At 61.8% G+C, this 23545-nt stretch carries 22 protein-coding genes and 1 other RNA gene; 2 read left to right on the top strand and 21 right to left on the bottom strand.

Annotated elements, in window-relative coordinates; genetic code table 11:
* Positions 1-7 precede the first annotated feature (7 nt).
* The 5 genes from AT959_RS01850 to AT959_RS01830 are packed head-to-tail and all read right to left on the bottom strand — an operon-like array spanning position 8 to position 4755.
* Positions 8-583, bottom strand: a complete 576-nt coding sequence (locus AT959_RS01850) for an ANTAR domain-containing response regulator (RefSeq protein WP_066879982.1) — start codon at positions 581-583, stop codon at positions 8-10.
* An 8-nt stretch (positions 584-591) separates the two neighbouring features.
* Positions 592-972 (bottom strand): sirohydrochlorin chelatase, encoded by a 381-nt coding sequence (locus AT959_RS01845; protein WP_066879981.1) that lies wholly within the window; start codon positions 970-972, stop codon positions 592-594.
* Positions 973-982: 10 nt separating this feature from the next.
* A complete protein-coding gene (locus AT959_RS01840) occupies positions 983-2689 on the bottom strand; it encodes a bifunctional protein-serine/threonine kinase/phosphatase (protein WP_066879980.1) in 1707 nt (568 codons plus the stop codon).
* Between the two features lie 33 nt (positions 2690-2722).
* Positions 2723-3523 (bottom strand): type IV pili methyl-accepting chemotaxis transducer N-terminal domain-containing protein, encoded by an 801-nt coding sequence (locus tag AT959_RS01835; protein ID WP_083518146.1) that lies wholly within the window; start codon positions 3521-3523, stop codon positions 2723-2725.
* Positions 3524-3540: 17 nt separating this feature from the next.
* On the bottom strand, positions 3541-4755 hold the full coding sequence (locus tag AT959_RS01830; protein ID WP_066879978.1) for a nitrate/nitrite transporter: 1215 nt from the start codon (positions 4753-4755) through the stop codon (positions 3541-3543).
* Positions 4756-5090: 335 nt separating this feature from the next.
* Between AT959_RS01830 and AT959_RS01825 the strand changes: the two genes are divergently transcribed.
* Together AT959_RS01825 and AT959_RS01820 are read left to right on the top strand one after the other, a co-directional pair.
* A complete protein-coding gene (locus AT959_RS01825; protein ID WP_066879977.1) occupies positions 5091-6170 on the top strand; it encodes a hypothetical protein in 1080 nt (359 codons plus the stop codon).
* A gap of 152 nt (positions 6171-6322) precedes the next feature.
* Positions 6323-6769 carry an SRPBCC family protein gene (locus AT959_RS01820; RefSeq protein ID WP_066880261.1) on the top strand — a complete coding sequence of 149 codons (447 nt, stop codon included), beginning with the start codon at positions 6323-6325 and terminating at the stop codon, positions 6767-6769.
* 114 nt (positions 6770-6883) lie between these two features.
* On the opposite strand, the gene AT959_RS01815 is transcribed toward AT959_RS01820, so the two are convergent.
* The 16 genes from AT959_RS01815 to ffs all read right to left on the bottom strand — a co-directional run bounded on the left by AT959_RS01815 (position 6884) and on the right by ffs (position 23466).
* Positions 6884-8608 carry a bifunctional protein-serine/threonine kinase/phosphatase gene (locus AT959_RS01815; RefSeq protein ID WP_066879976.1) on the bottom strand — a complete coding sequence of 575 codons (1725 nt, stop codon included), beginning with the start codon at positions 8606-8608 and terminating at the stop codon, positions 6884-6886.
* Between the two features lie 67 nt (positions 8609-8675).
* Positions 8676-9488, bottom strand: coding sequence for a formate/nitrite transporter family protein (locus AT959_RS01810; protein WP_066879975.1), 813 nt, complete (start codon positions 9486-9488; stop codon positions 8676-8678).
* A gap of 75 nt (positions 9489-9563) precedes the next feature.
* The gene (locus AT959_RS01805) at positions 9564-9992 is read right to left on the bottom strand and encodes a hypothetical protein (protein ID WP_066879974.1); all 429 of its coding nucleotides are present in this window, start codon (positions 9990-9992) and stop codon (positions 9564-9566) included.
* Between the two features lie 68 nt (positions 9993-10060).
* Positions 10061-10372 (bottom strand): nitrite reductase small subunit NirD, encoded by a 312-nt coding sequence (gene nirD / locus AT959_RS01800; protein WP_066879973.1) that lies wholly within the window; start codon positions 10370-10372, stop codon positions 10061-10063.
* A 53-nt stretch (positions 10373-10425) separates the two neighbouring features.
* Positions 10426-12873 carry a nitrite reductase large subunit NirB gene (gene nirB, locus AT959_RS01795; RefSeq protein WP_066879972.1) on the bottom strand — a complete coding sequence of 816 codons (2448 nt, stop codon included), beginning with the start codon at positions 12871-12873 and terminating at the stop codon, positions 10426-10428.
* A 229-nt stretch (positions 12874-13102) separates the two neighbouring features.
* Complete coding sequence (gene ybiB, locus AT959_RS01790; protein WP_066879971.1) at positions 13103-14092, bottom strand: DNA-binding protein YbiB; 990 nt, start codon at positions 14090-14092, stop codon at positions 13103-13105.
* 18 nt (positions 14093-14110) lie between these two features.
* On the bottom strand, positions 14111-16834 hold the full coding sequence (locus AT959_RS01785; protein WP_066879970.1) for a nitrate reductase: 2724 nt from the start codon (positions 16832-16834) through the stop codon (positions 14111-14113).
* 128 nt (positions 16835-16962) lie between these two features.
* Complete coding sequence (locus AT959_RS01780; protein WP_066879969.1) at positions 16963-17394, bottom strand: ClpXP protease specificity-enhancing factor; 432 nt, start codon at positions 17392-17394, stop codon at positions 16963-16965.
* A gap of 3 nt (positions 17395-17397) precedes the next feature.
* On the bottom strand, positions 17398-17994 hold the full coding sequence (locus tag AT959_RS01775) for a glutathione S-transferase N-terminal domain-containing protein (RefSeq protein ID WP_066879967.1): 597 nt from the start codon (positions 17992-17994) through the stop codon (positions 17398-17400).
* 83 nt (positions 17995-18077) lie between these two features.
* Positions 18078-18797, bottom strand: a complete 720-nt coding sequence (locus AT959_RS01770) for a cytochrome c1 (RefSeq protein WP_088178924.1) — start codon at positions 18795-18797, stop codon at positions 18078-18080.
* 11 nt (positions 18798-18808) lie between these two features.
* Positions 18809-20110, bottom strand: coding sequence for a cytochrome b (locus AT959_RS01765; RefSeq protein ID WP_066879963.1), 1302 nt, complete (start codon positions 20108-20110; stop codon positions 18809-18811).
* Between the two features lie 2 nt (positions 20111-20112).
* Entirely contained in the window at positions 20113-20709 is a 597-nt protein-coding gene (petA, locus tag AT959_RS01760) for a ubiquinol-cytochrome c reductase iron-sulfur subunit (protein WP_066879960.1), read from the bottom strand.
* Between the two features lie 83 nt (positions 20710-20792).
* Positions 20793-21392 carry a recombination mediator RecR gene (gene recR / locus AT959_RS01755; protein ID WP_066879959.1) on the bottom strand — a complete coding sequence of 200 codons (600 nt, stop codon included), beginning with the start codon at positions 21390-21392 and terminating at the stop codon, positions 20793-20795.
* Positions 21393-21716 (bottom strand): YbaB/EbfC family nucleoid-associated protein, encoded by a 324-nt coding sequence (locus tag AT959_RS01750; RefSeq protein WP_066879957.1) that lies wholly within the window; start codon positions 21714-21716, stop codon positions 21393-21395. It lies immediately after the preceding gene.
* A gap of 13 nt (positions 21717-21729) precedes the next feature.
* Positions 21730-23340 carry a DNA polymerase III subunit gamma/tau gene (dnaX, locus tag AT959_RS01745; RefSeq protein ID WP_066880259.1) on the bottom strand — a complete coding sequence of 537 codons (1611 nt, stop codon included), beginning with the start codon at positions 23338-23340 and terminating at the stop codon, positions 21730-21732.
* Positions 23341-23367: 27 nt separating this feature from the next.
* Positions 23368-23466, bottom strand: an RNA gene (ffs, locus tag AT959_RS01740) — signal recognition particle sRNA small type.
* Between the last annotated feature and the right edge of the window lie 79 nt (positions 23467-23545).

Genomic DNA, 23545 nt, shown 5'->3' with positions numbered 1-23545 from the left:
GGGAGCTTTAGAGCAGCACCCGCGCCATGTCGATGACGTCGCGCGCCACTTTGGCCATCGTCTGGCCACGTTCCATCGCCAGCTTGCGCATGGCGTGATAAGCCGCATCCTCGTCGAGGCCGCGCGCTTTCATCAACACGCCCTTGGCTTGGTCGACCAGTTTGCGGTCGGTCAGCTTCTTCGAGGTTTCTTCCAGTTCGCGGCGCAGGGCCTGCGTATCTTCGAAGCGGGCCCGCGCCACCTCGACGATGGGCTTGATCCGCTTCGGGTCGAGACCATCGACGATATAGGCCGAAACGCCCGCCTTGACGGCATCGCGGATGGTTTCCTGGCCATCTTCCTGGGTGAAGATGACGACCGGGCGCGGCATGTCCTTGTTCATCGCCGCCAGGTGTTCCAGCGTGTCGCGGCTAGGACTGTCGGTGTCGATCAGGATCACGTCCGGCTGCAGTTTTTCGACTTCGGCGGTCAGGTTTTCGGAGCCAGCCAGGATGGCGGCCACCTGGTAACCGGCGAGCGCCAGCCCGGCGCAGATTTCTCCGGCCCGCGAACGGGATTCATCAATAACGAGTACGGTCAGCATGCAGGAGACTATGCAAGCTCCGTACCAGCCGATTTCAGCGCCGCATCGGCCATCGCCTGGACAACGATTTCGTTTTCGCCAATGGCGCCACCGAGCAGAAATTCGACTTCCGGATAGGTCGACCGCAGGGTTTCGATCATCACCGGCACCTCGTTCTTCAAATGGCCGCCACGGGCGATGAACATCGGCATGACCACCACTTTCCGCGCGCCGCCCTCGACCAGCGCGGTCGCGCAGTCGGTCAGGGTCGGCGTCATGAATTCGAGAAAGGCCAGCTCGACCGGCATATCGGCCACCCGCTGGCGGACCACGGCCTGGACGCGACGCATCGGGTTGGCCCATTCCGGATCACGGGCACCATGAGCAAAAAGAATGAGGGCTGTTTTCATCGGGTGAACTCTACCGCAACAGAATTAACAGAAGCACAAAATTCAGCACTATTGACAGCGCCGCGACAATCTTCCACAGCTTCAGCGGATTGCGCTGGGCCAAGGCTTGCCGGCTCGGTGCGGCAAGCGGCCGGGTGGCGCCGCGCTCAAGGGCCAGGATAAATTCCTCGGCCGTCTCGAAACGCTCTTTCGCCTCCTTGGACACCGCCTTGAGCAGGATGTTTTCCAGCCAGCCGGGAATTTCCGGCCGCCAGCGGGTTGGCCGCAGCTGCTCGGTGAATTTCGGCGTCTGGAATGGCTCGATTTCGCCGTAGGGGTATTTGCGCGTCAGCAGGTGGTAGAGCACGACGCCGGCCGCATAGAGGTCATGGCCGGGCTGCGGTTCGGGCTTTTCGAACAACTCGGGCGCCATGTAGGACGGCGTGCCGGCCTGGCCGATCGGTTCGTCGGCCTTGCGCTCGCCGAGGCTGATCGCGACACCGAGATCGAGGACGCGCAGGACGCCGTCCTGGCCGAGGTGAATGTTGTCGGTCTTGATGTCGCGATGCACGATATCGAGCCGGTGCAGCGCGGCAATCGCCCGCAGCAGCGCGACGCCGAGGCGGACGACTTCACCGGCCGGAAAATGCTGGCCGGAATCGAGCCGGGCCTGCAAGGTGGCGCCAGCATGCCAGGTCATCAGGTAATAGAGGCAACTGCGCTGCTCAGCCGGCACGACCTGCGGGAAAAACGGCGAAACGACGCGGCGGGCCCGCCATTCCTCCATCAGCAGCGCCGCCGTTGCCCCGCTATCGCCTTCCATGCCGGGCTGCAGGGTCTTCAGCACCAGTTGCTGGCCGTTGCGCGGATTGCGCACGCGATAGAGCAGCGTTTCCCGCGCATCGTGCAGTACTTCTTCGACCACCAGGCCATCCAGCGTATGGCCCGGTTTCAGGCGATGCGGCAGCGGCAGGCTGGCGGCGCTCTCCAGGCTGTCGCGCAGCCCGGCCGGCGGCAGGCCGAGGACATCGACCACCACTGCCGTCGCATTGTCGTGGCCGCCGTGGGCCAGCGCCAGGCTGGTCAGCGCGGCGGCGGCAGCCTGCGGCTCGGGATGGTCGAGCAGCACATCGGCCATCAGCGCATCGGGCAGGACACCCCAGACGCCGTCGGAAACCAGCAGAAAACGGTCGTCGACCGCCAGATCGCCATCGGCAAAGTCCATCAGGACGCGCGGGTCGAGACCGATGGCGCGCGACAGCACGTTGTTCAGTTCCGGGTGTTCCCAGGTGTGATCGACCGTCAGACAGAGCAGCCGCCCTTCCTGCAGGCGGTAAATTCGGCTGTCGCCGATATGCGCCGTGTAGTAGCGGCGACCGCGCAGGACCAGCGCCGACAGCGTCGTCGCCATCCCGGTCAGTTCGGCATTGCGCCCCGCTTCGGCGATCACCCAGCGGTTAAGCGCCGTGGTCACCGTTTCGATGGCGCGCGGCACGCCCCAGGTGTCGGGCGTCGCGAAATAGTCGGCGAGCAGGCCGCGCACGGTGTATTCCGCCGCCTCGCGGCCGCCCTTGTGGCCGCCGATGCCGTCGGCGACGGCGGCGATGACGCCCTTGTTTTCCAGCTCCAGGCCTTCCGGCGTCGCGTAGCCGCAATAGTCCTCGTTGCGTTCGCGCGGGCCGGTCAGCGAGGCATGGCCGATGGCCAGGCGGAGGGCGTTTTTATCCGGATTTTTCATGGAAGAGATACTACCGCCTGGCGCGGCCGGCGTTCAGCCGCGCATCAGTTGTTCGTAGCGCCCGGTCAGGCCATCCATGACCTCCAGGATGCGCTCGCTGGTCGTCGCCACATTGCGCTGGGCGATCGTCCGGTTGCTTTCCTGGCCGTTCAGCGCCTGGTCGAAGAACAGCCATTGCGTATTGGCCAGCCCCAGTTCGATACGGATTTCCGGCGTATTTTCCGGCGCCGCATTCAGCTCGCCGAGGGCAGCGACGAAATCGCGGCGGGCTGCTTCCAGTTCCGCCTTCAAGGCTGGCGAACCGACGCCGGACTGCTCGAACATGAAGCATTTGGCCATCCGTTGCGACAACATGCGCTGGCGCCCGGCCAAATTGACCAGATGCCCGGCATTGCCGCTCGCCTGCTTCTCGTACAAGCCGGTCAGGGCATGGGCCAGCCGCAGGGTCTTCTCCGACTCGGCGAGGACCAGCAGCAGGTTGTCGGCAGTGCGCGGCCGACCGAGCAGTTCGCGGTAAAGCGCCCACTGCCGGTCGAGTTCGCCGAGATTGCTGCGGATCGCCTCGTTCGGCTGCAGCGTCGCCAGTTCGCGCAACTGCGTCTCGAACAGCCGGCGCGACTGTTCGAGCAGGCTGCCTGCCTTGTCCGGCATGACGGCCAGCACTTGCATCGCTAACGCCTTGGCCATCCGCTGCGATAGCATGCGCTGCCGCCCCGCCTTGTTGATCGCCGCCCCCAGGCCGAGGGCGGCGCCCGGCCGGGCCTCTTCGGCGGCACCGAGGGCGGGCAACAGCATGACGCCTGCGGTCAACCCGAGAAAATCCCGTCTTTTCATCGCCCTCCCCCCGCCGCTCAGATCTTGGCCGCGGTCAAGTGGCTGGCGCCCCAGGTCGTACGCCAGCGGGTCTTGACGCCGGTCAGGCCGACCAGGGCGAGCACGGCGAGGCCGGCAAAGATCAGGAAGCCGATCTGGTAGCTGCCGGTCACCTGGCGCGAGTAGCCGAGGCTGGAGGCCAGGTAGAAGCCGCCGACACCGCCGGCCATGCCGACCAGGCCGGTCATGACGCCGATTTCCTTCTTGAAGCGCTGCGGCACCAACTGGAAGACCGCGCCGTTGCCCATGCCGAGCGCCAGCATGGCGCCGACGAAGGCGACCACCGCCATCCAGGCTTCCGGCAGGCCGACGCTGACAATGGCCAGGAAGATGGCGGCGAAGATGTACATCACGGTCAGCGACTTGACGCCGCCGATGCGGTCGGCGACGTTGCCGCCGATCGGACGAACCAGCGAACCTGCGAAGACGCAACCGGCGGTGAAGAAGCCGGCCGTCTTCGGGTCGAGGCCGTATTGCGTGTTGAAGTAGATGACCAGCGACGAAGCCAGGCCGACGAAGCCGCCGAAAGTCACCGAGTAGAAGAACATGAACCACCAGGCGTCCTTGTCCTTCAGAACCTTGAGGTATTCGGCGAAAGTCTTTGGCGGCGGCGCATCCGGCGCATCCTTGGCCATGAAGCAGAAGGCGATCAGCACGATGACCAGCGGCACCAGCACGACGCCGAAGACGTTGGTCCAGCCGAAGGCGGCGGCCAGGCCGGGGGCGAACAGCGCGGCGAGCGCGGTGCCCGAGTTGCCGGCCCCGGCAATGCCCATCGCCGTGCCCTGATGCTCGGCCGGATACCAGCGCGAAGCGAGCGGCAAGGCGGCGGCGAAGGAAGCGCCGGCCACCCCGAGGAAGAGGCCGAGGATCAGCACTTCACCGTAGGAATGGACGCCAACCAGCCAGGCGTAAAGCATGGCGCCGATGACGACGATCTGGCCGATGATGGCCGCCTTCTTCGGCGACAGGCGGTCAACCAGGATGCCCATCACGATGCGCAGCAAGGCCCCGGCCAGCACCGGCGTCGCCACCATCATGCCCTTTTCGGCATGGGTCAGGCCGAGATCCTTGGCGATGCCGACGCCGAGCGGACCGAGAATGACCCAGACCATGAAGGCAAGGTCGAAGTAGAGGAAGGCGGCAAGCAGTGTCGGCGTGTGGCCGGCCTGCAGGAAGGATTTCTTGTCCATGGTCGATTTTCCGGGTGGACCGCTTAGCAACGGTCGTTAAAGGGGGAGTGCCTGGTTCAGCGCATGACGTCGTTGCCATGGAACCGCCCCCGTTGGCGGATAAATCGCTGTGATGACCTGACTGTGCAAGCTGCGTGCCAGGATGGCAAAGCATTGATTTATGGACCTTATGCTTAGTCCATCGGCCGTAGCTCGCACCAAAACAAGGCACGCCACGCCATTGCGGTGCAACATTTTCGGAACGAAGACGGGTGACGGATTGACCATGCCGCCGTTCAAGCCCGATACTCTGCCGGCCACGCTTCCCACTGCCCTCCCCCGACGAAAGTTTCGGCATGGATATCGACTATTTCCTGATCAGCATCAGCAAGCTGCCCCTGTTTGCCAAGTGGGCCTGGGGTACTGTTGGTGTTGCGGTCCTGGCGGCGGCCGGTCTGATCCTGTTCTGGGAGCGCCGTTACTTCGCGGCACGCGACAAGGCGGGCAGCTGGCTGTCGCTGCGCCTGCTCTCGCTCTTCCTGCTGCTGCCGCTAACGGCGGGCATCATCGTCATCCCGAGCATGGCGATTTCGGGAGCCGAGGCGCTGGCCTATTTCTATCTCGCCCTGCTCGTCCTTGGCCCGCTGGTCTGGTTCGCCGGTCATACGCTCTGCGGCCGCCTGCTGCGACCGGCCTTCAGCAAGGGCGAAAGCCTGTTCATGGCGGCCAGCGGGCTGCTCATCCTGCTCCTCCCCTTCGCTGCGGCGACAGTCGCCCAGGGGCCGATCTTCGAGGCCTCGCGCGGCTTGACCGCAAGCGCCTTCCAGGCAGCGCCGGTCGCTGCCTTACCCTATACCGTCAAACCCGTTCAGCGCTTCAAGCTGCCGACCGTCGGCCTGATCCATACCCAGTCGCTGATCGCGCCAGCCGGCTTCGAACTGGAGCGGATCGACCGCCAACAGGGCGCAGGCTGGTATGACACCGCCACCAGCAGCCACGACATCTTTTGCCGGGATGGCCAGAACCTGCACCTGATGTGGTCGGCCCGCGAAGGGACGCCGGTTCTGCGGCTCTACTGGCGCCAGAACGGCAAACGTGTGCATGCCGATTATTCGCCAGCCACGGCCTCGCTCGATCCGGCCGAACCGAGCGAATTCAGCATCGCCTTTCGCCCCGACGGAATCGACCCGCCGGTGCCCATTCCCCGTTCACGCGCATCAATTGCTTATTTTGTCGGCCCGGATCGTCTCTACTTCAATTCGCTGAACCCGCTGCAGCCCGGTGAAACCTTCGCCAACGACTGCATCATGCCCGGCTACCAGCGCGTCGACTGGAAAAAGGAAGGCCCGCCGCAAGCCATCGCGCTGACGTTCTTCCAGCGTGCCGATGCGCCTTACTTGCGCGCCGAGATCAAGCGGCCGGCCGATGCGGAATAGTGCCGACAGCAAACAATCAGCCCCTCATTGCTTTCACGGCACAAATCCCCTGGAACCTTGACCGCCACCTGACGCCCAAGAAAATGACCGGCTGGCGCAGCCGGCATCAATTGATGCCACTTCAAACCAAAAAAGCGAAAGGATTAATGCTCATGGCTACCAATACTGTCACGCTGCATCGCGTACTGCGGGCCACGCCCGAGCGGGTTTATCGGGCCTTTCTCGATCCCGATGCGATGGTCAAATGGCTGCCGCCACATGGCTTTACCGGCAAGGTTCAGCATCTGGATGCCACTGTCGGCGGCACTTACCGGATGTCGTTCACCAACTTTTCGACCGGCCACAGCCATTCCTTTGGCGGCAAGTATCTGGAGTTGGTGCCCAACGAGCGCATTCGCCACACGGATGCCTTCGACGACCCCAATCTGCCTGGGGAAATGGAAACGACGATTTCGATCCGGCCGGTTTTTTGCGGCGTCGAATTGAACATCGTGCAGCAAGGCATCCCGGAAGTCATTCCGACCGAGGCCTGTTATCTGGGTTGGCAGGAGTCGCTGACCTTGCTGGCGCAACTGGTCGAGGCCGAGATTCCGGGGTAAGGCGCATCACCCGGCAGTCAAAAAATGGCGCGAAGCCAAGCCGCACCATTTTTGATTATTGGGTTTTTTCCTGGTTGACCGCAGCAATCGGTCTGCGCACGCCTCTCGCGCGGATCAAGCAAACCGCACGGCGCTGATAACGATCAGCGCCAGCAGCAGCACGAACGACACGCTCTTCCAGAACACCACCGGATTGCGTTCGATCAGCGGCGGTCGGGTCTTGTTCAGGAAGGCCTGGTTCGGGTGGTGCAGGTCGAAGATGAACTCGGACAGTTCGGCGTAGCGCGCCAGTGGATCGGGCGCTACCGCCTGGCGGATGGCGTCATCGATCCAGGCAGGGATTTCGCGTTCGTCGTTAAGCACCGATTGATAGACGAGCTTGCGTTGTGCCGCCCGGGTCCGCGCCTTGGCGACCTCGACGCCGTAGGGCAGCTTGCCGGAGAGCATCTGGTAGGCGATGACGCCGAGCGAAAAGATGTCCGAACGCTGCGTACCATTTTCGCCGAGGAAATACTCCGGCGCGGCATAGGCGGCCGAACCGAGCAGGTTGATCTGCTCGATCGGCGTCGCGATTTCGATCACCCCGGCCACCCGCGTCGCGCCGAAATCGATGATCTTCACCGTGCCGGTGCGGTCGATCATGATGTTGTCCGGCTTCAGGTCCTGATGCACCATTTCGAGGCGGTGGAAGGCCTGCAGCCCTTTGCCGATCTGTTCCAGTATGCCGCGCACGCTGGCCAGATCGGGCTTCGGGTTGTCGATCATCCACTGGGCCAGGGTCTGCCCTTCGATGAATTCGCTGACGACGTAGATGTAGTTGCGCTGGCGCGTCTGCAGGCACGGCTTGAGGACATGCGGGCTGTTCAGCCGGCGGGCGATCCACTCTTCCATCAGGTAGCGTTCGAGGTAGGCCGGGTCGCCCTGCAGGTCGATGGACGGGGTCTTGATGACGACTTTTTGCCCGCTCTCGGCGTCCACCGCCAGATAGATATGGCTGCGGCTGCTGCCCTTGATTTCACGAATGATCCGGTAGCCGTCGAAATCCATGCGCGCTTCGAGCAGCGGCGCGAAAGGTAGTTCGGCGACCTGGCGGTACATTTCGTTGGCCTCCGGGCTCGGCAATTCCTCGACCCGGATGATCTGCACGGTCAGGTTGTCGGCACTGCCTTGGCGATAGGCTTCTTCGCCGATGGCGCGGGCCGCCTGGTCGAGATCGCCGGCATTGGCCTCGATGCTGGCGCTGATGAAATCGGCGGCGACATGCTCATAAACGCCATCGGTCGCCAACAGGAAGATATCGCCGCGCGCTACCGGCACCGCCTGGTAGTCGATGTCGAGCTTGCGATCGATGCCAAGCGCCCGCGCCAGGTGGCTTTGCGTCGACGAAATCCAGACCCGGTGGTCTTCGGTCAATTGGCTCAGCACCTGGTCGCGCAGCAGGTAGATGCGCGCATCGCCGACGTGGAACAGGTGGGCGGTCGTCGATTTGATGACCAGGCCGCTGAAGGTGCAGACGTAGCCGCGATCCTTGTCGTAGCGATGCTGACTCTGCTGGGTCTGGGCATGCAGCCAGGAATTGGTGGCGACCAGCACGCGCTCGGCCGACGTCTTCACCGACCAGGCTTCGGAGGTGCAATAGTAGTCCTCGAGAAAGCCGCTGACCGCCGACTGGCTGGCGATCTGGCTGACTTCGCTGCTACTGATGCCGTCGGCCAGCGCAATGGCGATGCCTTTCGAACTGAGTTGCGGTTCGGGCGGCACGCACAGGCCGTGAAAGTCCTGGTTGCTTGCCTTGCGGCCCTGGTCGGAATACTGCCCGGCGGAGATTTTGAGTGGCATGCCTGGTTTTATACAAGAAAAGCCCCAGCCCGGCGCGGGACTGAGGCTTTGGGGTCGGGCTGGCGGCTTAGTTGAAGGCGCGCTTCGGGCCGGTCTTGATGTGCGTCGCGTACAGGGTCAGGCCGGTGAAAGCCAGGCCGCCGACCAGGTTGCCGAGGACGACCGGAATCTCGTTCCAGATGAAATAGTCGAGGATGGAGAAGTTGCCGCCCATCATCAGGCCGGACGGGAAGAGGAACATGTTGACCACGGAATGCTCGAAAGTCATCGCGAAGAAGAGCATGATCGGCATCCACATGGCGATCACCTTGCCGCTCACCGTGGTCGAGATCATGGCGCCGACGACGCCGGTGGACACCATCCAGTTGCACAGCATGCCGCGGATGAAAATGGTGAACCAGCCCATCAGGCCGTACTTGGCATAGCCGATGGTGCGCGCTTCGCCGATGTGGCCGATCTTCTGGCCGATTTCATTCGGTGCCGTCGAGAAGCCGTAGGTGAAGACGAAGGACATCATGAAGGCGACGGTCAGCGCGCCGAGGAAGTTGCCGGTGAAAACGACCCCCCAGTTTTTCAGGATGGCCTTGATGGTGACGCCCGGGCGCTTGTCGAGCCAGGCCAGCGGGGTCAGCACGAAGACCCCGGTAAGCAGGTCGAAACCGAGCAGGTAGAGCATGCAGAAGCCGACCGGGAAGAGAATGGCGCCGACCAGCGCCTGGCCGGTCATGACCGAGGCGGTGACCGCGAAGACGGCGGCCAGCGCGAGGATGGCACCGGCCATGTAGGCGCGGATCAGGGCGTCGCGGGTGGACATGTAGATTTTGGATTCGCCGGCATCGACCATTTTGGTGACGAATTCCGAAGGGACCAGATAAGCCATAGGAGTTCCTTGAGTTGCTGTGACAGGCACAGCTTTTATTATTTGAAATCGGAGAAGGCGGCGCCGCCGCCCGGGTCAGGCTTCCAGCCGAACCACGCTTTCGGGCGGAGTGTGCTGAATCTGATACTCGACCATCCGGATCGCAGTCAGGATATCCGCCTTGTTTTGGCCGCAGATGTACTTGTCGGCCTCCGAGAAAACCGTGCGCAACCGCCGCTTTTCCGGGTTGCCGAAAGCCTGGCCGTTGCCGATCGCCAGCAACAGTTCCTGGATGCCGCTGTAGAAATTGATCGAACGGCGATCCTTGTTGATGTAGGCCAGCGCCAAGGCGACGTTGAACACTCCGGCGACCGAAGCGACATGCAGGTGATGCCATTCGCCGGTGGCCAGCAACTGGGCCAGATGGAGATGCGGAATCAGCATGATGTGCACTTCTTCCGGCTCGCTGATGCCGAAGTCGGCGCCGAGCAGGCGATTGATTTTGCGGTGACCTGAAAAAGACATTTGACTCGCTTGTTTCTTGTTGTTTCTTCAAAGCGCCGGATGACCCCCGTCACCCGGCATTTCCCCGATCAGACCGACAGATAGACCTGGCCGGCCTCGACCTTGACCTGGAACTTGGTACAGGAACCGACGTCCGGCGCTACGGCATGGCCGTCGTCCAGGCCGATATTCCAGCCGTGCAGCGGGCAGGTCACCCGCTTGCCATGGACGATGCCTTGCGACAGCGGGCCGCCCTTGTGCGGGCACTTGTCGTGCATGGCGAAGACTTCGTCATCGGAAGTGCGAAAGATGGCGATGTCGCCGCCGGTGGCCGGGCGGACGATGCGCGAGCCGAGTTGCGGGATGTCTTCCAGCGGGCAGATCAGTTTCCAGTTGTTCATTGTGTATTCCTCGATTTTTGGCAATTTTCAGGCGTTGACCGCAGGACCGGCCCTCAGACCGCGACCGGCACGATGGGGATGAACTGCTTGATCGCTTCCGGCTCGCGGGAGGTCGCCCACGGGTCCTTGGCATCCTTCAGCGAGTCGAGCAGCGCGGCGTAGAGCGCCTTGCGGCCTTCTTCATCCTCGAGAATCTTGCCCTTGACGTAGTCCAGGCCGACGCGTTCCAGGTAGTGGCAGGTGCGCTCCAGGTACCAGCCTTCGAGGCGGTAGAGCTGCAGGAAGGCACCGGAATATTCCATGACATCCTCGTCCGAATTCACCTTGCACAGGAACTGGGCGACTTCGGTCTTGATGCCTCCGTTGCCGGCGATGTAGATCTCGTAGCCGGAATCGACACCGATGATGCCGACGTCCTTGATGCCGGCCTCGGCGCAGTTGCGCGGGCAGCCGGAAACGGCCAGCTTGACCTTGTGCGGGGCATACATGTCGAACAGCATCTTTTCCAGCTTGACGCCCATCGACATCGCCAGCTGCGTCCCGAAGCGGCAGTGCTCGGCGCCGACGCAGGTCTTCACGGTGCGGATCGACTTGCCGTAGGCGTGGCCGGAGACCATGCCGGCGGCGTTCAAATCGGCCCACATGGCCGGCAGGTCTTCCTTCTTGACGCCGAGCAGGTCGATACGCTGACCGCCGGTCACCTTGACGGTCGGTACGTTGTACTTCTCGGCCGCATCGGCGATGGCGCGCAGTTCGTTCGGCGTCGTCAGGCCGCCCCACATCCGCGGCACGACCGAGTAGGTGCCGTCCTTCTGGATGTTGGCATGCGACCGCTCGTTGATGAAGCGCGACTGTGGATCGTCCTTGGCTTCGTGCGGCCAGGTCGAGATCAGGTAGTAGTTGATGGCCGGGCGGCACTTGTCGCAGCCGTTCGGCGTCTTCCACTCGAGCGCCTTGAAGACGGCTTCCTTGTTGGTCAGGTGCTGGTCGAGGATGGCCTCGCGCACCATCTTGTGCGAATGATCGGTACAGCCGCAGACCGGCTTCTTGTCGGAAGCGGCCGGCGTGTAGGCGCCGCCGATGGTCGAGGCGAGGATCTGCTCGACCAGGCCGGCACAGGAGCCGCAGGAAGAGGCAGCCTTGGTGTGCTTCTTGACCTCGTCCAGCGTGAACAAGCCCTTGGCCTTGATCGCCTGGACGATGACGCCCTTGGTGATGCCGTTACAGCCGCAAACCTCGGCGCTGTCCGGCATGTCGGCCGCCTTGCTCTTGCCGGCATGGCCGACGTCGCCGACCAGCGACTGGCCGAAGATCAGCTGGTCGCGGATGTCGTGAATGTCGCGGCCGTCCTTCAGCAACTGGAAGTACCACGGGCCGTCGGCCGTGTCGCCGTACATGACGCCGCCGACCAGCTTGTTGTCCTTGATCACCAGCTTCTTGTACACGCCGCCGTAGGGGTCGTTGAGGACGATTTCCTCGGTCCCCTCGCCGCCCATGTAGTTGCCGGCCGAGAACAGGTCGATGCCGGTGACTTTCAGCTTGGTCGAGGTCACCGAACCGGTGTAGCGGCCGATGCCGTAGCCGGCCAGATGGTTGGCGGCAACCTTGGCCTGCTCGAAGAGCGGCGCGACCAGGCCGTAGGCGATGCCGCGATGGCTGACGCACTCGCCGACGGCATACACCTTCGGATCGTAGGTCTGCATCGTGTCGTTCACGACAATGCCGCGATTGCAGTAGATGCCGGAGGATTCGGCCAGCGCGTAGTTGGGGCGGATGCCGGCGGCCATGACGACGAGGTCGGCCGGAATCTGCATGCCGTCCTTGAAGCGGATCGCGGCAACCCGGCCGGATTCACCTTGAATGAGCGCCTCGGTCTGCTTTTGAAGCAGGAACTTGAGGCCCTTGTCTTCGAGCGACTTCTGCAGCATCTTGCCGGCCACTTCGTCGAGCTGGCGCTCGAGCAGCCAGGGGCCGATATGGACGACGGTGACGTCCATGCCGCGCAGCTTCAGGCCGTTCGCCGCTTCCAGACCGAGCAGGCCGCCGCCGATCACCACCGCGTGCTTGTGCAGCTTGGCGGCTTCGATCATCTCGTCGGTGTCCTTGATGTCACGGTAGCCGATGACGCCGGGCAGATCGTTGCCGGGAATCGGCAGCATGAACGGCGTCGAACCGGTGGCGACGAGCAGGCGGTCGTATTCTTCTTCGGTGCCGTCCTCGGCGATGACCTTGCGCTTGACCCGGTCGATCTTGGCGATCTGCTTGCCGGTGTGCAGCTTGATGCCGTTTTCCTTGTACCAGTCCAGTTCGTTGAGAACGATTTCCTGGACGGTCATTTCACCGGCGAGGACCGGCGACAGCAGGATGCGGTTGTAGTTCGGATGCGGTTCGGCGCCGAAGATCGTGATGTCGTAGTGATCCGGCTTGATCTTCAGCAGTTCTTCGACGGTGCGGACACCGGCCATGCCGTTGCCGATCAGGACGAGACGGGGTTTGCTCATTTTTGGCTCCAACGTTGCGCGCACCCGCAGGTGCAAAATTTACTTCAGCGCATGACGTCGTTGCCATCGGACCGCCCCCGTTGGCGGTTGATTCGCTGTATCGGCTTCACTATTCGCAAACAGCGTGCCAGATACATAAAGCTTTGATTTTCAGTGTTTTTAAAGCGTCGACCGCAGGCGTTGCGCACCAAAAGCGGGCAAGCCATACCAAGGCGGTGCAGATTCCGACCTAGTTGCCGCCCACCGCCAGTCCGGTCGCCTCGACGGCGACGATGGCCTTGGCCTGGTTGAAATCCTCGGCATAGCCGCTGGCATACAACAGGCAGGCCAGTTGATTGGCAATCGGCTTGGGCAGCGGAATCTGCTTGTCGAGGACGCGCCGGATCCACTTCGCGGTGCTCGCCGCATCATTGCTTTCGGGCAGATTGGGCAGGGCGCGCAGGCTCTCGTGTTCGGCTTCGAACAGGACATCGACCACGCCGTCATGGATGAACTCCAGACGCGGCCGGCGCTTCGGGTTGGCGAAGGGCTCGCCTTCGGTGCCGCGCAGCAGCAGGCCGCGTTGACCGCGATTGAGCAGGATGTTGCGCATCAGGTCGATGAAGTCCGGATGCGTCGCCGGCGCGACCAGCACCGCGTCGCCGCGGAACGGGTTGAGCAGCTTGACCAGACTGTGCGCGCTATTACGCACGCCGAGCCGACTGCGCAGCCCAAGCAGGCTGTGCATGCCCGGACAGAGCCCGGTCAGCGGCAGAAAGGCCAGGCCATCGGCATCGAGCGCCGCCTGTGCCTGGGTGGTCGAGGTCAGCGGCATGACGCCCAGCTCGCGGAAAATCAGGCTGGAGCTGACCCGGCCGAAACCTTCGAGCAGGCCATGGACCAGCACCGGCACGCCGAAACGCTGCAGCAGCAAGGCCAGCAGCGGCGTCAGGTTGGCTTCCTTGCGACCGCCGTTATAGGTCGGCAGGACGACCGGCCGGACGCGGCCATGCGGCATGTCGAGCAGATGGGTCCGGTCGTCGGCAGCCGACAGGAAGCCGAGCATCTCGTCGAGCGACTCGCCCTTGACGCGCAGGCCAAGCATGATGGCGCCCAGTTCGAGATCCGGGACGCCGCCGTCGAGCATCGCGGCGTAGAGCTGGCGTGCATCATCCAGCGGCAGATCGCGGGCGCCCTCGGCGCCGCGCCCGATTTCCTTGATGTAGTGTCCGTAACTCATGGTCTCCTCCCGCCGCGATCAGGCTGCCGCAGCTTGTTGTGGGGCGTGCTCGGCCGCCATGCGCTTGATGTCCGGCAGGCAGGAGCCGCAAAAAGTTCCGCACTTCAGTTTGTCCTGCAACTGCGGCAGGCTGCTGCCCTTGGCGAGTTCGGCATGAATCTGGACATCGCTGACATCGGCACATTTGCAGACGATATTGCGCGGCGCGATGCTGACCGGCGGTTTGTCGGTCGGCGCCAGCGCGAAACGGATCAGGCTGGCATCCAGTTCGTCCTCCGCCATCGCCTGCTTCAGCCAGACCTGGGCCAGCGCCTCGCCGGCCAGTCGGACGCCGAGCAGGCGGCCATCGCGGGCAATGGCCTTCTTGGCAATCTTGCGGCTGGCATCGTTGTAGAGAATGGCGCCGTCTTCGCCGTCCATGCCGAACAGGCGATCAAGTTCAAGCAGTTCGGCGTCGTCGATCGCCGTCGCCGTTGCCGCTCGGAAGACGACCAGCGGCGTCTGGCGCCCGTAGAGACCGACCGTCGCATAGGGAAACTTGTTCAGGAAGGCGCGCGCCTGCTGGATCAGCTCAAGGGCGGCGGCCTGGCTTTCACAACGGCGGACGATGGCCAGCGGATACGGCAAATCCAGCCGGGTGATCTGCACCGCAGCGTGTTTCAGTTCCGGCTGCATCGAATAGGGGTCGATGGCATCGCTGGTCACGGCGTTGGAACCGGCCGTGTTCATGAACTGGTTGCCCCAGTGCATCGGCATCCAGGCCCGGCCTTTCTTCAGGCCGACCCGTTCGGCAATGCGCACCACCATCGCACCACGGGCATTGGTCACCCGCGCCAGATCGCCCGTGGCCAGGCCACGGTGCCGCATGTCGCACGGGTGCAAGGCGAGCAGCGGCTCGTCTTCGAGATTGAACAGGCGCGGCACGGTGCCGGTCCGGCTCATGCCGTGCCACTGGTCGCGCATCCGACCGGAGACCAGAGAAATCGGGAATTCGAGGCTGGTCGCTTCGGCTGTTGGCAGGTGCTCGATGGCAACGAAGCGGGCCTTGCCATCCGCCGTCGGGAAACGGCCGTCTTCATAAAGGCGCGTCCGGCCGGCCGTCGCATCTGCCGGGTAAGGCCACTGCTGCGGGCCCTGGGCTTCGAGCTGGGAGTAGCTCAAGCCGGTAATGTCGAGGTCGCGACCGCGCGTCGTTTCGCGATGCTCGTTGAAAATTGCCTCGGCATCGGCGTAGGGGAACAGACGATCGGCTGCGGCGTGTTCCAGCTTGGCGCCGAGGCGACGGGCGAAATCGACGACGATCTCCCAGTCGTGACGCGCCTCGCCCGGCGGCAGCACGGCCGACCGGACGCGCGTGATGCGCCGTTCCGAGTTGGTCACCGTGCCCTGCTTCTCGCCCCAGGCCGAGGCTGGGAGCAGCAGGTCGGCGTAGTCGGCGGTATCGGTGTTGCCATAGGCTTCCTGCAGCACGACATATTCCGCCGCCTGCAAGGCTTCGCGCACCGCCGCCTGGTTGGGCAGCGATTGCGCCGGATTGGTGCAGGCGATCCAGACCGCCTTGATCTCGCCGGTTTTCAGGCTTTTGAAGAGGTCGACCGCCGACTTGCCCGGTTTCGCCGGCACAAACGGCACCCCCCACAATTTGGCGATCTCGGCCCGATGCTCGGGGTTGCCCAGGTCGCGGTGGGCGGACAGCAGGTTGGCCAGGCCGCCGACTTCGCGCCCACCCATCGCATTCGGCTGGCCGGTCAGCGAGAAAGGCCCGGCACCAGGCTTGCCGATCTGACCGGTGGCCAGGTGCAGGTGAATGATGCCGGCGTTGTTGTGCGTGCCATGCGCCGACTGGTTCAAACCCTGGCAATACATCGACAGCGAGGCCTTGCTGGCACCGAACCAGCGCGCCGCCTTGACGATGTCGGCCGCAGGGACGCCGCACAGATCGGCAACGACTGCCGGCGAGTAATTGCGGACGATCTCCTTGAGCGCCGCAAAACCGGTGGTGTGCGCCTCGACGTAATCGAGATCGACCATGCCCTCGGCGATCAGCACATGCAACAGGCCGTTGAACAAGGCGATGTCGGAACCCGGCTGGATCGCCAGATGGAGGTCGGCGAGCTCGGCACTTTCCGAACGGCGCGGGTCGACGACGATGATCTTGAGTTCGGGATTCGCCGCCTTGGCATCCTCGATCCGCCGGAAGATGATCGGATGGGCAATCGCCGGGTTGGCGCCGGCGATCAGAATCACCTTGGCCTGATCGATATCCTCGTAACTGCAGGGCGGCGCATCGGCCCCCAGCGTCTGCTTGTAGCCGGCGACGGCCGACGACATGCAGAGCCGCGAATTGGTATCGACGTTGTTGGTCCCGATCAGGCCCTTGGCCAGCTTGTTGAAGACATAGTAGTCCTCGGTCATCAGCTGGCCGGAGATATAGAAGGCCACCGAATCCGGCCCGTGGGTGCGAATCGTCTCGGCAAAGCGGCTGGCCGCCTCGTCGAGCGCGGCATCCCAGGCCAGACGCTGGCGCGCACCGCCGCGCACTGCCCTTTTTTCCGGATAGCGCAGGCGATAGGTGCTGTCCGCCGTCAGGTGCAGGGTCGCGCCTTTGGTGCACAAGCGACCACGGTTGGCCGGGTGATCGGGATCGCCACGGACACCGGTAATCCGGCCGTCCTCGGTTTCGATCACGACGCCGCAGCCGACGCCGCAGTAGCAACAGGTGGATTTGACTTCGTTTTTCATAATTTTCCTTCCGGCTTGCCTTTTAGCAACAGACATGCCACATCGGAAAATCATGGACTTGAAAGAAAAACGGGGAGAATCCTGACTGGAATCTCCCCGTTTTGGTGCGTTGACCGCAGCAAGCGTCCCTATTTGATGCGTTGCAGCTTGGGACGCCCTCCTTCTGGGCGTGGCGGCTCGGGCGGCTCCTCTTCGGACGGCGTTTCCAGCGCTTGCGCCGAAAGCTCTTCCTCGCTGAAACCTGTCTCGCTGTCGAGCTCGAAAGCCATGCCGGCGCCGTTCTCACGGGCGTAAATCGCCGTCACCTGCGACACCGGGACCGACAACTCGCGCGCCACACCGCCGAAGCGGGCCTGGAACTCGACGAAGTCGTTGCCGATCTGCAACTTGTTCGTCGCATCCGGGCCGAGGTTCAGCACGATCTGACCATCACGGACAAACTCGCGCGGCACGCGCGTTTTGGCATCGACCGATACGGCGATATGCGGCGTAAAGCCGTTATCGCAGCACCACTCCCAGATGGCCCGCAGCAGGTAGGGCTTGGTGGAAGGAAGTCCCATGCCTTATTTGCGCATTGCCTTTTCAGACGGCGTCAGCGCATCGATAAAGCCCTGACGGCTGAAAATACGCTCGGCGTACTTCATCAGCGGTGCGGCCGCCTTGCCGAGATCGATGCCGTAATGATCGAGACGCCACAGCAGCGGGGCAATGGCGACGTCGAGCATCGAGAAGTCATCACCCAGCATGAATTTCTGCTTGCTGAAGATCGGGATGATTTCGGTCAGGCGGGCCTTGATTTCCTGACGCGCCTTGTCGGCGGTCTTCGCATTCTTCTCGATCACTTCCATGAAGGAGAAGATTTCACGTTCCATACCGACCAGCAACTGGCGGGCGCGGGCGCGCATGATCGGATCAGCCGGCATCAGTTGCGGATGCGGGAAACGTTCGTCGATGTATTCGTTGATGATGTTCGGCTCGAACAGGACCAGGTCGCGCTCGACCAGAACCGGCACGCGATTGTGCGGATTGATCGCCGCCATCTCTTCCGGCTTGTTGAACATGTCGACGTCGATGACCTGAAAATCCATGCCCTTTTCGAACAGGACAATGCGGCAACGGTGGCTAAATGGGCAGGTAGTGCCCGAATAGAGGTTCATCATTTGTGGTAACCCTCAAAATGAGATTCGGCATCGGGGGCTGGCCTGAGCCAAACCCGCGATGCCGTTAGCTGATCCGGGATGGATCAGTGAATATCTTTCCAGTATTCCTTCTTCAACGCGTAAGCGACGACGAAGAGCAAAGCCAGGAAGGCGAGCACGCCAAACCCGAGCTTCTGACGGAACTCTTGCTGCGGCTCGGCCATCCAGACCATGAAGCCGACCAGGTCGGAAATCGCCTTGTCGTATTCAGCCTGCGCCATCTGACCCGGCACCGCCAGTTCCAGCTTGTGCGTTTCATGATTCCGCACTTGCTCGCCTTGCAGCGCATACAGGATGTGCGGCATGCCGACATTCTCGAACACCGCGTTGTTCCAGCCCGTCGGACGATTATCGTCACGATAGAAGGAACGCAGGTAGGTGTACAGCCAGTCGGCACCGGCACCGGCATTACCGGCTTCGCCGCGGGCCCGGGCAACAATGGTCAGGTCCGGCGGCGTGGCGCCGAACCACAGCTTCTGCTCATCGGAACGCGCCGCAACCCGCATCAGCTCGCCGATCTTATCGGAGGTGAACATCAGGTTGTCCTTGACCTGCTGCTCGCTCAGACCGAGATCGAGCAGGTTCTTGTAGCGCAGGTAGGATGCACCGTGACAGTTCAGGCAGTAATTGACGAACAGTTTGGCACCATTCTGCAAGGCCGCCTTGTCGCCGACCGAACCCGGCCACTTGTCGAGGTGGACCGCGCCGCCACTGGCCAATGCCATGACCGGCGCGAAGAGCAATGCGATCAGGAATTTTTTCATTTTTTGCATCCTCACTTCATCGTCACGCGGTCAGGAACCGGCTTGAACTTGTCCATGCGGGACCACCACGGCATCCCGAGGAAGAAGCCAAAGTAGAACACCGTGCAGACCTGGGAGATCAGTTCGCCCATCGGCGAGGGCGACAGGGTACCCAGATAACCAAGGATGAAGAAGCAGATCACGAAGATGGCAATCATGACCTTGGTGATCGGGCCACGATAACGGATGGAGCGAACCGGGCTACGATCCAGCCAGGGCAGGAAGGCGAAGATCACGACGGAAGCACCCATCCCGACCACACCCCAGAACTTGGCATCAAGACCGAAGAAGTTCCAGACCATGGCACGCAGAATCGAGTAATACGGCGTGAAGTACCAGACCGGCGCGATGTGCGGCGGCGTCTTCAGCGGATCGGCCGGATAGAAATTCGGCGTTTCGAGGAAGTAACCACCACCTTCCGGTGCGAAGAACAGCACGGCGGAGAAGGCCATCAGGAAAACGATGACGCCAACGATATCCTTCACCGTGTAGTACGGGTGGAAAGGAATGCCGTCGAGCGGAATGCCGTGCTCGTCCTTCTTTTCCTTGATGTCGATACCGTCCGGATTGTTGGAGCCGGTTTCATGCAGCGCGAGAACGTGCGCCGCAACCAGACCGAGCAGCACCAGCGGGAAGGCAATGACGTGGAAGGAGAAGAAGCGGTTCAGCGTTGCGTCGCCAACCACGAAGTCGCCACGGATGATGATTGACAGATCCGGACCGATAACGGGAATCGCCGAGAACAGATTGACGATAACCTGGGCCCCCCAGAAGGACATCTGTCCCCAAGGCAGCAGGTAACCGAAAAAGGCTTCGCCCATCAGCACCAGGAAGATGCCTACCCCGAACAGCCAGGTCAACTCACGCGGCTTGCGATAGGAACCGTAGAGCAAGCCACGGAACATGTGCAGATAAACCACGATGAAGAAGGCCGAAGCACCGGTCGAGTGCATGTAACGGATGATCCAGCCACCGGGCACATCACGCATGATGTATTCGACGGAAGCAAAGGCGATTGGCACGCCATTGGCGTTCAGCGCAGCATCCGGCTTGTAGTGCATGACCAGGAAGATGCCGGTGACGATCTGGATGACCAGAACCAGCAGGGCCAGCGAACCGAAGAAATACCAGAAGTTGAAATTCTTCGGTGCGTAGTATTCGGAGAGGTGGCCCTTCCACATGGAAGTAGCCGGGAAGCGGGCATCAACCCACTCCAGCACATTGCCGCCGATCGAGCCGTCGGATTTGTACTTTTCGTAATTGCCAGCAGCCATTTCTATGCTCCCTTCTTGTCATCGCCGATCAGGATACGGGTATCGGTCAGATACACGTGCGGCGGCACTTCGAGGTTGGTCGGGGCAGGCTTTGACTTGTACACACGGCCGGCGAAGTCGAACGTGGAACCATGGCAAGGGCACAGGAAGCCACCCAGCCATTCAGCGCCCATCCCCTCTTCGGCACCTTTCTTGAACTTCTGCGACGGCGAGCAGCCAAGGTGAGTACAGATACCGACGGCAACCATGATTTCCGGCTTGACGGAGCGCGTTTGATTCTTGGCGTAGGCCGGCTGCTGCTCTTTGTCAGACTTTGGATCAGCCACCGCATCGTTAAGCTTGGTCAGCGTTTCCAGCATATCCTTGGTGCGGTTGATGATCCACACCGGCTTGCCACGCCACTCGACCGTCATCATCTGACCGGGTTCGAGCTTGCTGATATCGACTTCTACCGGAGCACCTGCCGCTTTGGCACGCTCAGACGGAAGCAAGCTGGAGACGAACGGAACGAGCGCGGCAACCGCACCTGCCCCGCCCACGGCTGCAGTTGCAACGATCAAACGCCGCCGCCCGCAGTCCATTTTTCCTTGATTGCTCATAACGCTGACCCTTAAAGGAATTGGATGGGATTAAAAATAAACGCTAAATTATACGACATCGGAACTCCCGATCAAAGCCGATGTCACCCTTGAAAGGATTTACGCTCGCGCAAAGCTTGGGCAAGCGTCCCGCTATCGACATATTCAAGCTCGCCACCGACTGGCACACCACGCGCGATTCTGGTCACATTGATCCCTTTCGGCCTTAGCATCGCCGTCAGGTAGTGGGCAGTGGCTTCGCCCTCATTGGTGTAATTGGTGGCCAGAATTACCTCGCTGACCACACCGTCCAGAACCCTGGCCAGCAACTGCTCAAGCCCAAGTTCACGCGGCCCGACCCCGTCAAGTGGAGAAATTCGGCCCATCAGGACGTAATAAAGGCCTTGATAGGCGAGCGTCTGCTCCATCATGTTCATGTCGACCGGCGTCTCGACAATGCACAGCAAGGCCTGGTCACGACGTGGCGAAGCGCAGCGCTCGCAAATATCGTTCTCGCTGAACGTATTACAGCGCTGACAGTGGCGGATCGAAGACAGGGCGTGCAGCAACGAATCGCCTAGGCGCTGCGCACCTTTACGATCCCGTTGCAACAGATGGTAGGCAATGCGCTGGGCAGACTTCGGGCCGATTCCCGGCAAACAGCGCAATGCCTCAATGAGAGCCTCAAGGGCCGAGGGATTCACTTAAAACGGCAGCTTGAAACCCGGCGGCAGATTCAGCCCGGCCGTAAAGCCGGACATTTTCTCCTGACTGAGCGCCTCGCCGCGCCGCATGGCATCGTTAACGGCAGCAGCGACCAGATCTTCCAGCATTTCTCGATCATCCATCACCGAAGGGTCAATGCTGACGCGTCGGACATCATGCGAACAGGTCATTACCACCTTGACCATGCCGGCCCCGGCCTGGCCCTCAACCTCGACTTGAGCCAACTGTTCCTGGGCCTTCTTCATGTTTTCCTGCATCATCTGGGCCTGTTTCATCAGACCTCCCAAGCCACCCTTCATCATTGCTGCATCTCCATTAGGCAATCGGTTTAATCGACGACTCGACCAGTGACGCATCAAAAGTCTCGATAACGTCACGGACGAAAGCATCCTGTTCTATCGCGGCAACAGCCCCCTGCTGGCGCTCTCGCCGTTCCCGGTCGGCGGTCTCGGCCGGGGTATCAACTTCGTTCTGGGCCAACTCAAAGCGTACCACCAGTGGCCGCCCCAGATATTCGCTTAGCGCCTGCTGCAACTTATCGGGCGCCGGTTTCATTTGCAGATGAGCATGCGAGGGTGCCAAGCGCAAAAGGCAATCCGCCTCGTTCAACTGGCGCAACTCGCAATTCTGGGCCAGCGTTCTCGCCAAGCCGGACAGTTGCAGCATGCCAACCATCTCATGCCAGTCATCCTGCCCATTGATTACTTTGGCAGCGGTCGGAACCGGCATTTCCCTTCGCTCAACGGGAAGGGCCACCGCATTAGGCTTCGCAGGAGGCCGCACGGCACTAGTGGGAAGCGTCCTCGAGCGAGCCGGAATCGCCGAAACCACATCAGCCACACTTGCCGGGCGGAAGGTGTACAAGCGCAACAGCGTCATGACGAAGCCAGCATATTCATCCGGCGCCGCAGATAACTCATTGCGACCGTGATTGACGATCTGATAGGCCAACTGCACAAATTCGCGACTTAGCGCGGAGGAAAAACGCTGTAGCTCTGCTCTCTCCGGGTCGTCCTCATCGACAGAAGCCGGAACACATTGAACAATCTGTATGCGGGTCAAGAGTGCCGCCAGCTCCTGCAGCGCCGCCCCGAACGACAAGCTGCGGACGCTCAAATCGGCAGCCACGCCCACTAACGCTAAGGCGTCTCCATCAACAAGTGCTTCGAGAATTGAAAACAGATAATCGAGGTCCACTGTTCCCAGCATGCCGCGAACCTGTTGCTCCTGAACCTCACCCGCACCGTGAGCAATCGCTTGGTCCAGCAAGGAAAGCGCATCGCGCATGCTCCCCGCCGCAGAGCGCGCGATCAAGGCAAGTGCGCCATTATCAAAAGGAACCGCTTCGGTCTGCAGGATATGCGCCAAATGCCCGGAAATTGCTGCTGCCGGCATTTGCTTCAAATTAAACTGGAGGCAACGGGAAAGCACCGTTACCGGAATCTTCTGCGGGTCGGTGGTGGCCAGGATGAACTTAACGTGCTCAGGCGGCTCTTCCAGTGTCTTCAACATTGCATTGAAGGCAGAATTGGAGAGCATATGGACTTCGTCGATCACATAGACCTTGAAGCGCCCTCGCGTTGGGGCATAGACGGCATTTTCCAGCAATTGCCGCATTTCATCGACGCGCGTATTGGTCGCCGCATCCACCTCCAGCAAATCGACAAATCGGCCGCTATCGATTTCTTGGCAGGCTGAGCAGACACCACATGGAGTGGCGGTGATCCCCTTCTCGCAATTCAGCGCTTTGGCGAGAATCCGGGCCAATGTCGTCTTGCCCACCCCACGTGTACCGGTGAACAAATAGGCATGATGAAGGCGCTGCTCGGTGAGCGCATGGGTAAGAGCTCGGACAACGTGTTCCTGTCCGACAAGCGTAGAAAAATTGCGCGGCCGCCACTTGCGCGCAAGAACCTGATAACTCATGCGCCCCACACCAAAACAGAAAATGAAAATGGCGAGCCTAACCCCCGGCACTTGCAGTGACTGGCTGTGGCTGCTTCCTTCCGGACCTGACCAGGTTCACCAAACTGCAATGCGGGGAGACCCGCCGTTTGAGATTCTAACACAGAGCCTAGCCTTACACTGCGGCAATCTTGCCAAGGCGGCGCTTTGTATTTTCCGCGGCTGG

This window comes from Dechloromonas denitrificans (assembly GCF_001551835.1).
GTDB lineage: Bacteria > Pseudomonadota > Gammaproteobacteria > Burkholderiales > Rhodocyclaceae > Azonexus > Azonexus denitrificans.
The sequence above is the reverse complement of the archived record's forward strand: the minus strand, read 5'-3'. Positions and strand labels throughout refer to the sequence as shown.

Coding starts and splice junctions, on each gene's coding strand:
- AT959_RS01850 (WP_066879982.1), bottom strand. CDS start 583: ATGCTGACCGTACTCGTTATTGATGAATCCCGTTCGCGGGCCGGAGAA.
- AT959_RS01845 (WP_066879981.1), bottom strand. CDS start 972: ATGAAAACAGCCCTCATTCTTTTTGCTCATGGTGCCCGTGATCCGGAA.
- AT959_RS01840 (WP_066879980.1), bottom strand. CDS start 2,689: ATGAAAAATCCGGATAAAAACGCCCTCCGCCTGGCCATCGGCCATGCC.
- AT959_RS01835 (WP_083518146.1), bottom strand. CDS start 3,523: ATGAAAAGACGGGATTTTCTCGGGTTGACCGCAGGCGTCATGCTGTTG.
- AT959_RS01830 (WP_066879978.1), bottom strand. CDS start 4,755: ATGGACAAGAAATCCTTCCTGCAGGCCGGCCACACGCCGACACTGCTT.
- AT959_RS01825 (WP_066879977.1), top strand. CDS start 5,091: ATGGATATCGACTATTTCCTGATCAGCATCAGCAAGCTGCCCCTGTTT.
- AT959_RS01820 (WP_066880261.1), top strand. CDS start 6,323: ATGGCTACCAATACTGTCACGCTGCATCGCGTACTGCGGGCCACGCCC.
- AT959_RS01815 (WP_066879976.1), bottom strand. CDS start 8,608: ATGCCACTCAAAATCTCCGCCGGGCAGTATTCCGACCAGGGCCGCAAG.
- AT959_RS01810 (WP_066879975.1), bottom strand. CDS start 9,488: ATGGCTTATCTGGTCCCTTCGGAATTCGTCACCAAAATGGTCGATGCC.
- AT959_RS01805 (WP_066879974.1), bottom strand. CDS start 9,992: ATGTCTTTTTCAGGTCACCGCAAAATCAATCGCCTGCTCGGCGCCGAC.
- nirD (WP_066879973.1), bottom strand. CDS start 10,372: ATGAACAACTGGAAACTGATCTGCCCGCTGGAAGACATCCCGCAACTC.
- nirB (WP_066879972.1), bottom strand. CDS start 12,873: ATGAGCAAACCCCGTCTCGTCCTGATCGGCAACGGCATGGCCGGTGTC.
- ybiB (WP_066879971.1), bottom strand. CDS start 14,092: ATGAGTTACGGACACTACATCAAGGAAATCGGGCGCGGCGCCGAGGGC.
- AT959_RS01785 (WP_066879970.1), bottom strand. CDS start 16,834: ATGAAAAACGAAGTCAAATCCACCTGTTGCTACTGCGGCGTCGGCTGC.
- AT959_RS01780 (WP_066879969.1), bottom strand. CDS start 17,394: ATGGGACTTCCTTCCACCAAGCCCTACCTGCTGCGGGCCATCTGGGAG.
- AT959_RS01775 (WP_066879967.1), bottom strand. CDS start 17,994: ATGATGAACCTCTATTCGGGCACTACCTGCCCATTTAGCCACCGTTGC.
- AT959_RS01770 (WP_088178924.1), bottom strand. CDS start 18,797: ATGAAAAAATTCCTGATCGCATTGCTCTTCGCGCCGGTCATGGCATTG.
- AT959_RS01765 (WP_066879963.1), bottom strand. CDS start 20,110: ATGGCTGCTGGCAATTACGAAAAGTACAAATCCGACGGCTCGATCGGC.
- petA (WP_066879960.1), bottom strand. CDS start 20,709: ATGAGCAATCAAGGAAAAATGGACTGCGGGCGGCGGCGTTTGATCGTT.
- AT959_RS01750 (WP_066879957.1), bottom strand. CDS start 21,716: ATGATGAAGGGTGGCTTGGGAGGTCTGATGAAACAGGCCCAGATGATG.
- dnaX (WP_066880259.1), bottom strand. CDS start 23,340: ATGAGTTATCAGGTTCTTGCGCGCAAGTGGCGGCCGCGCAATTTTTCT.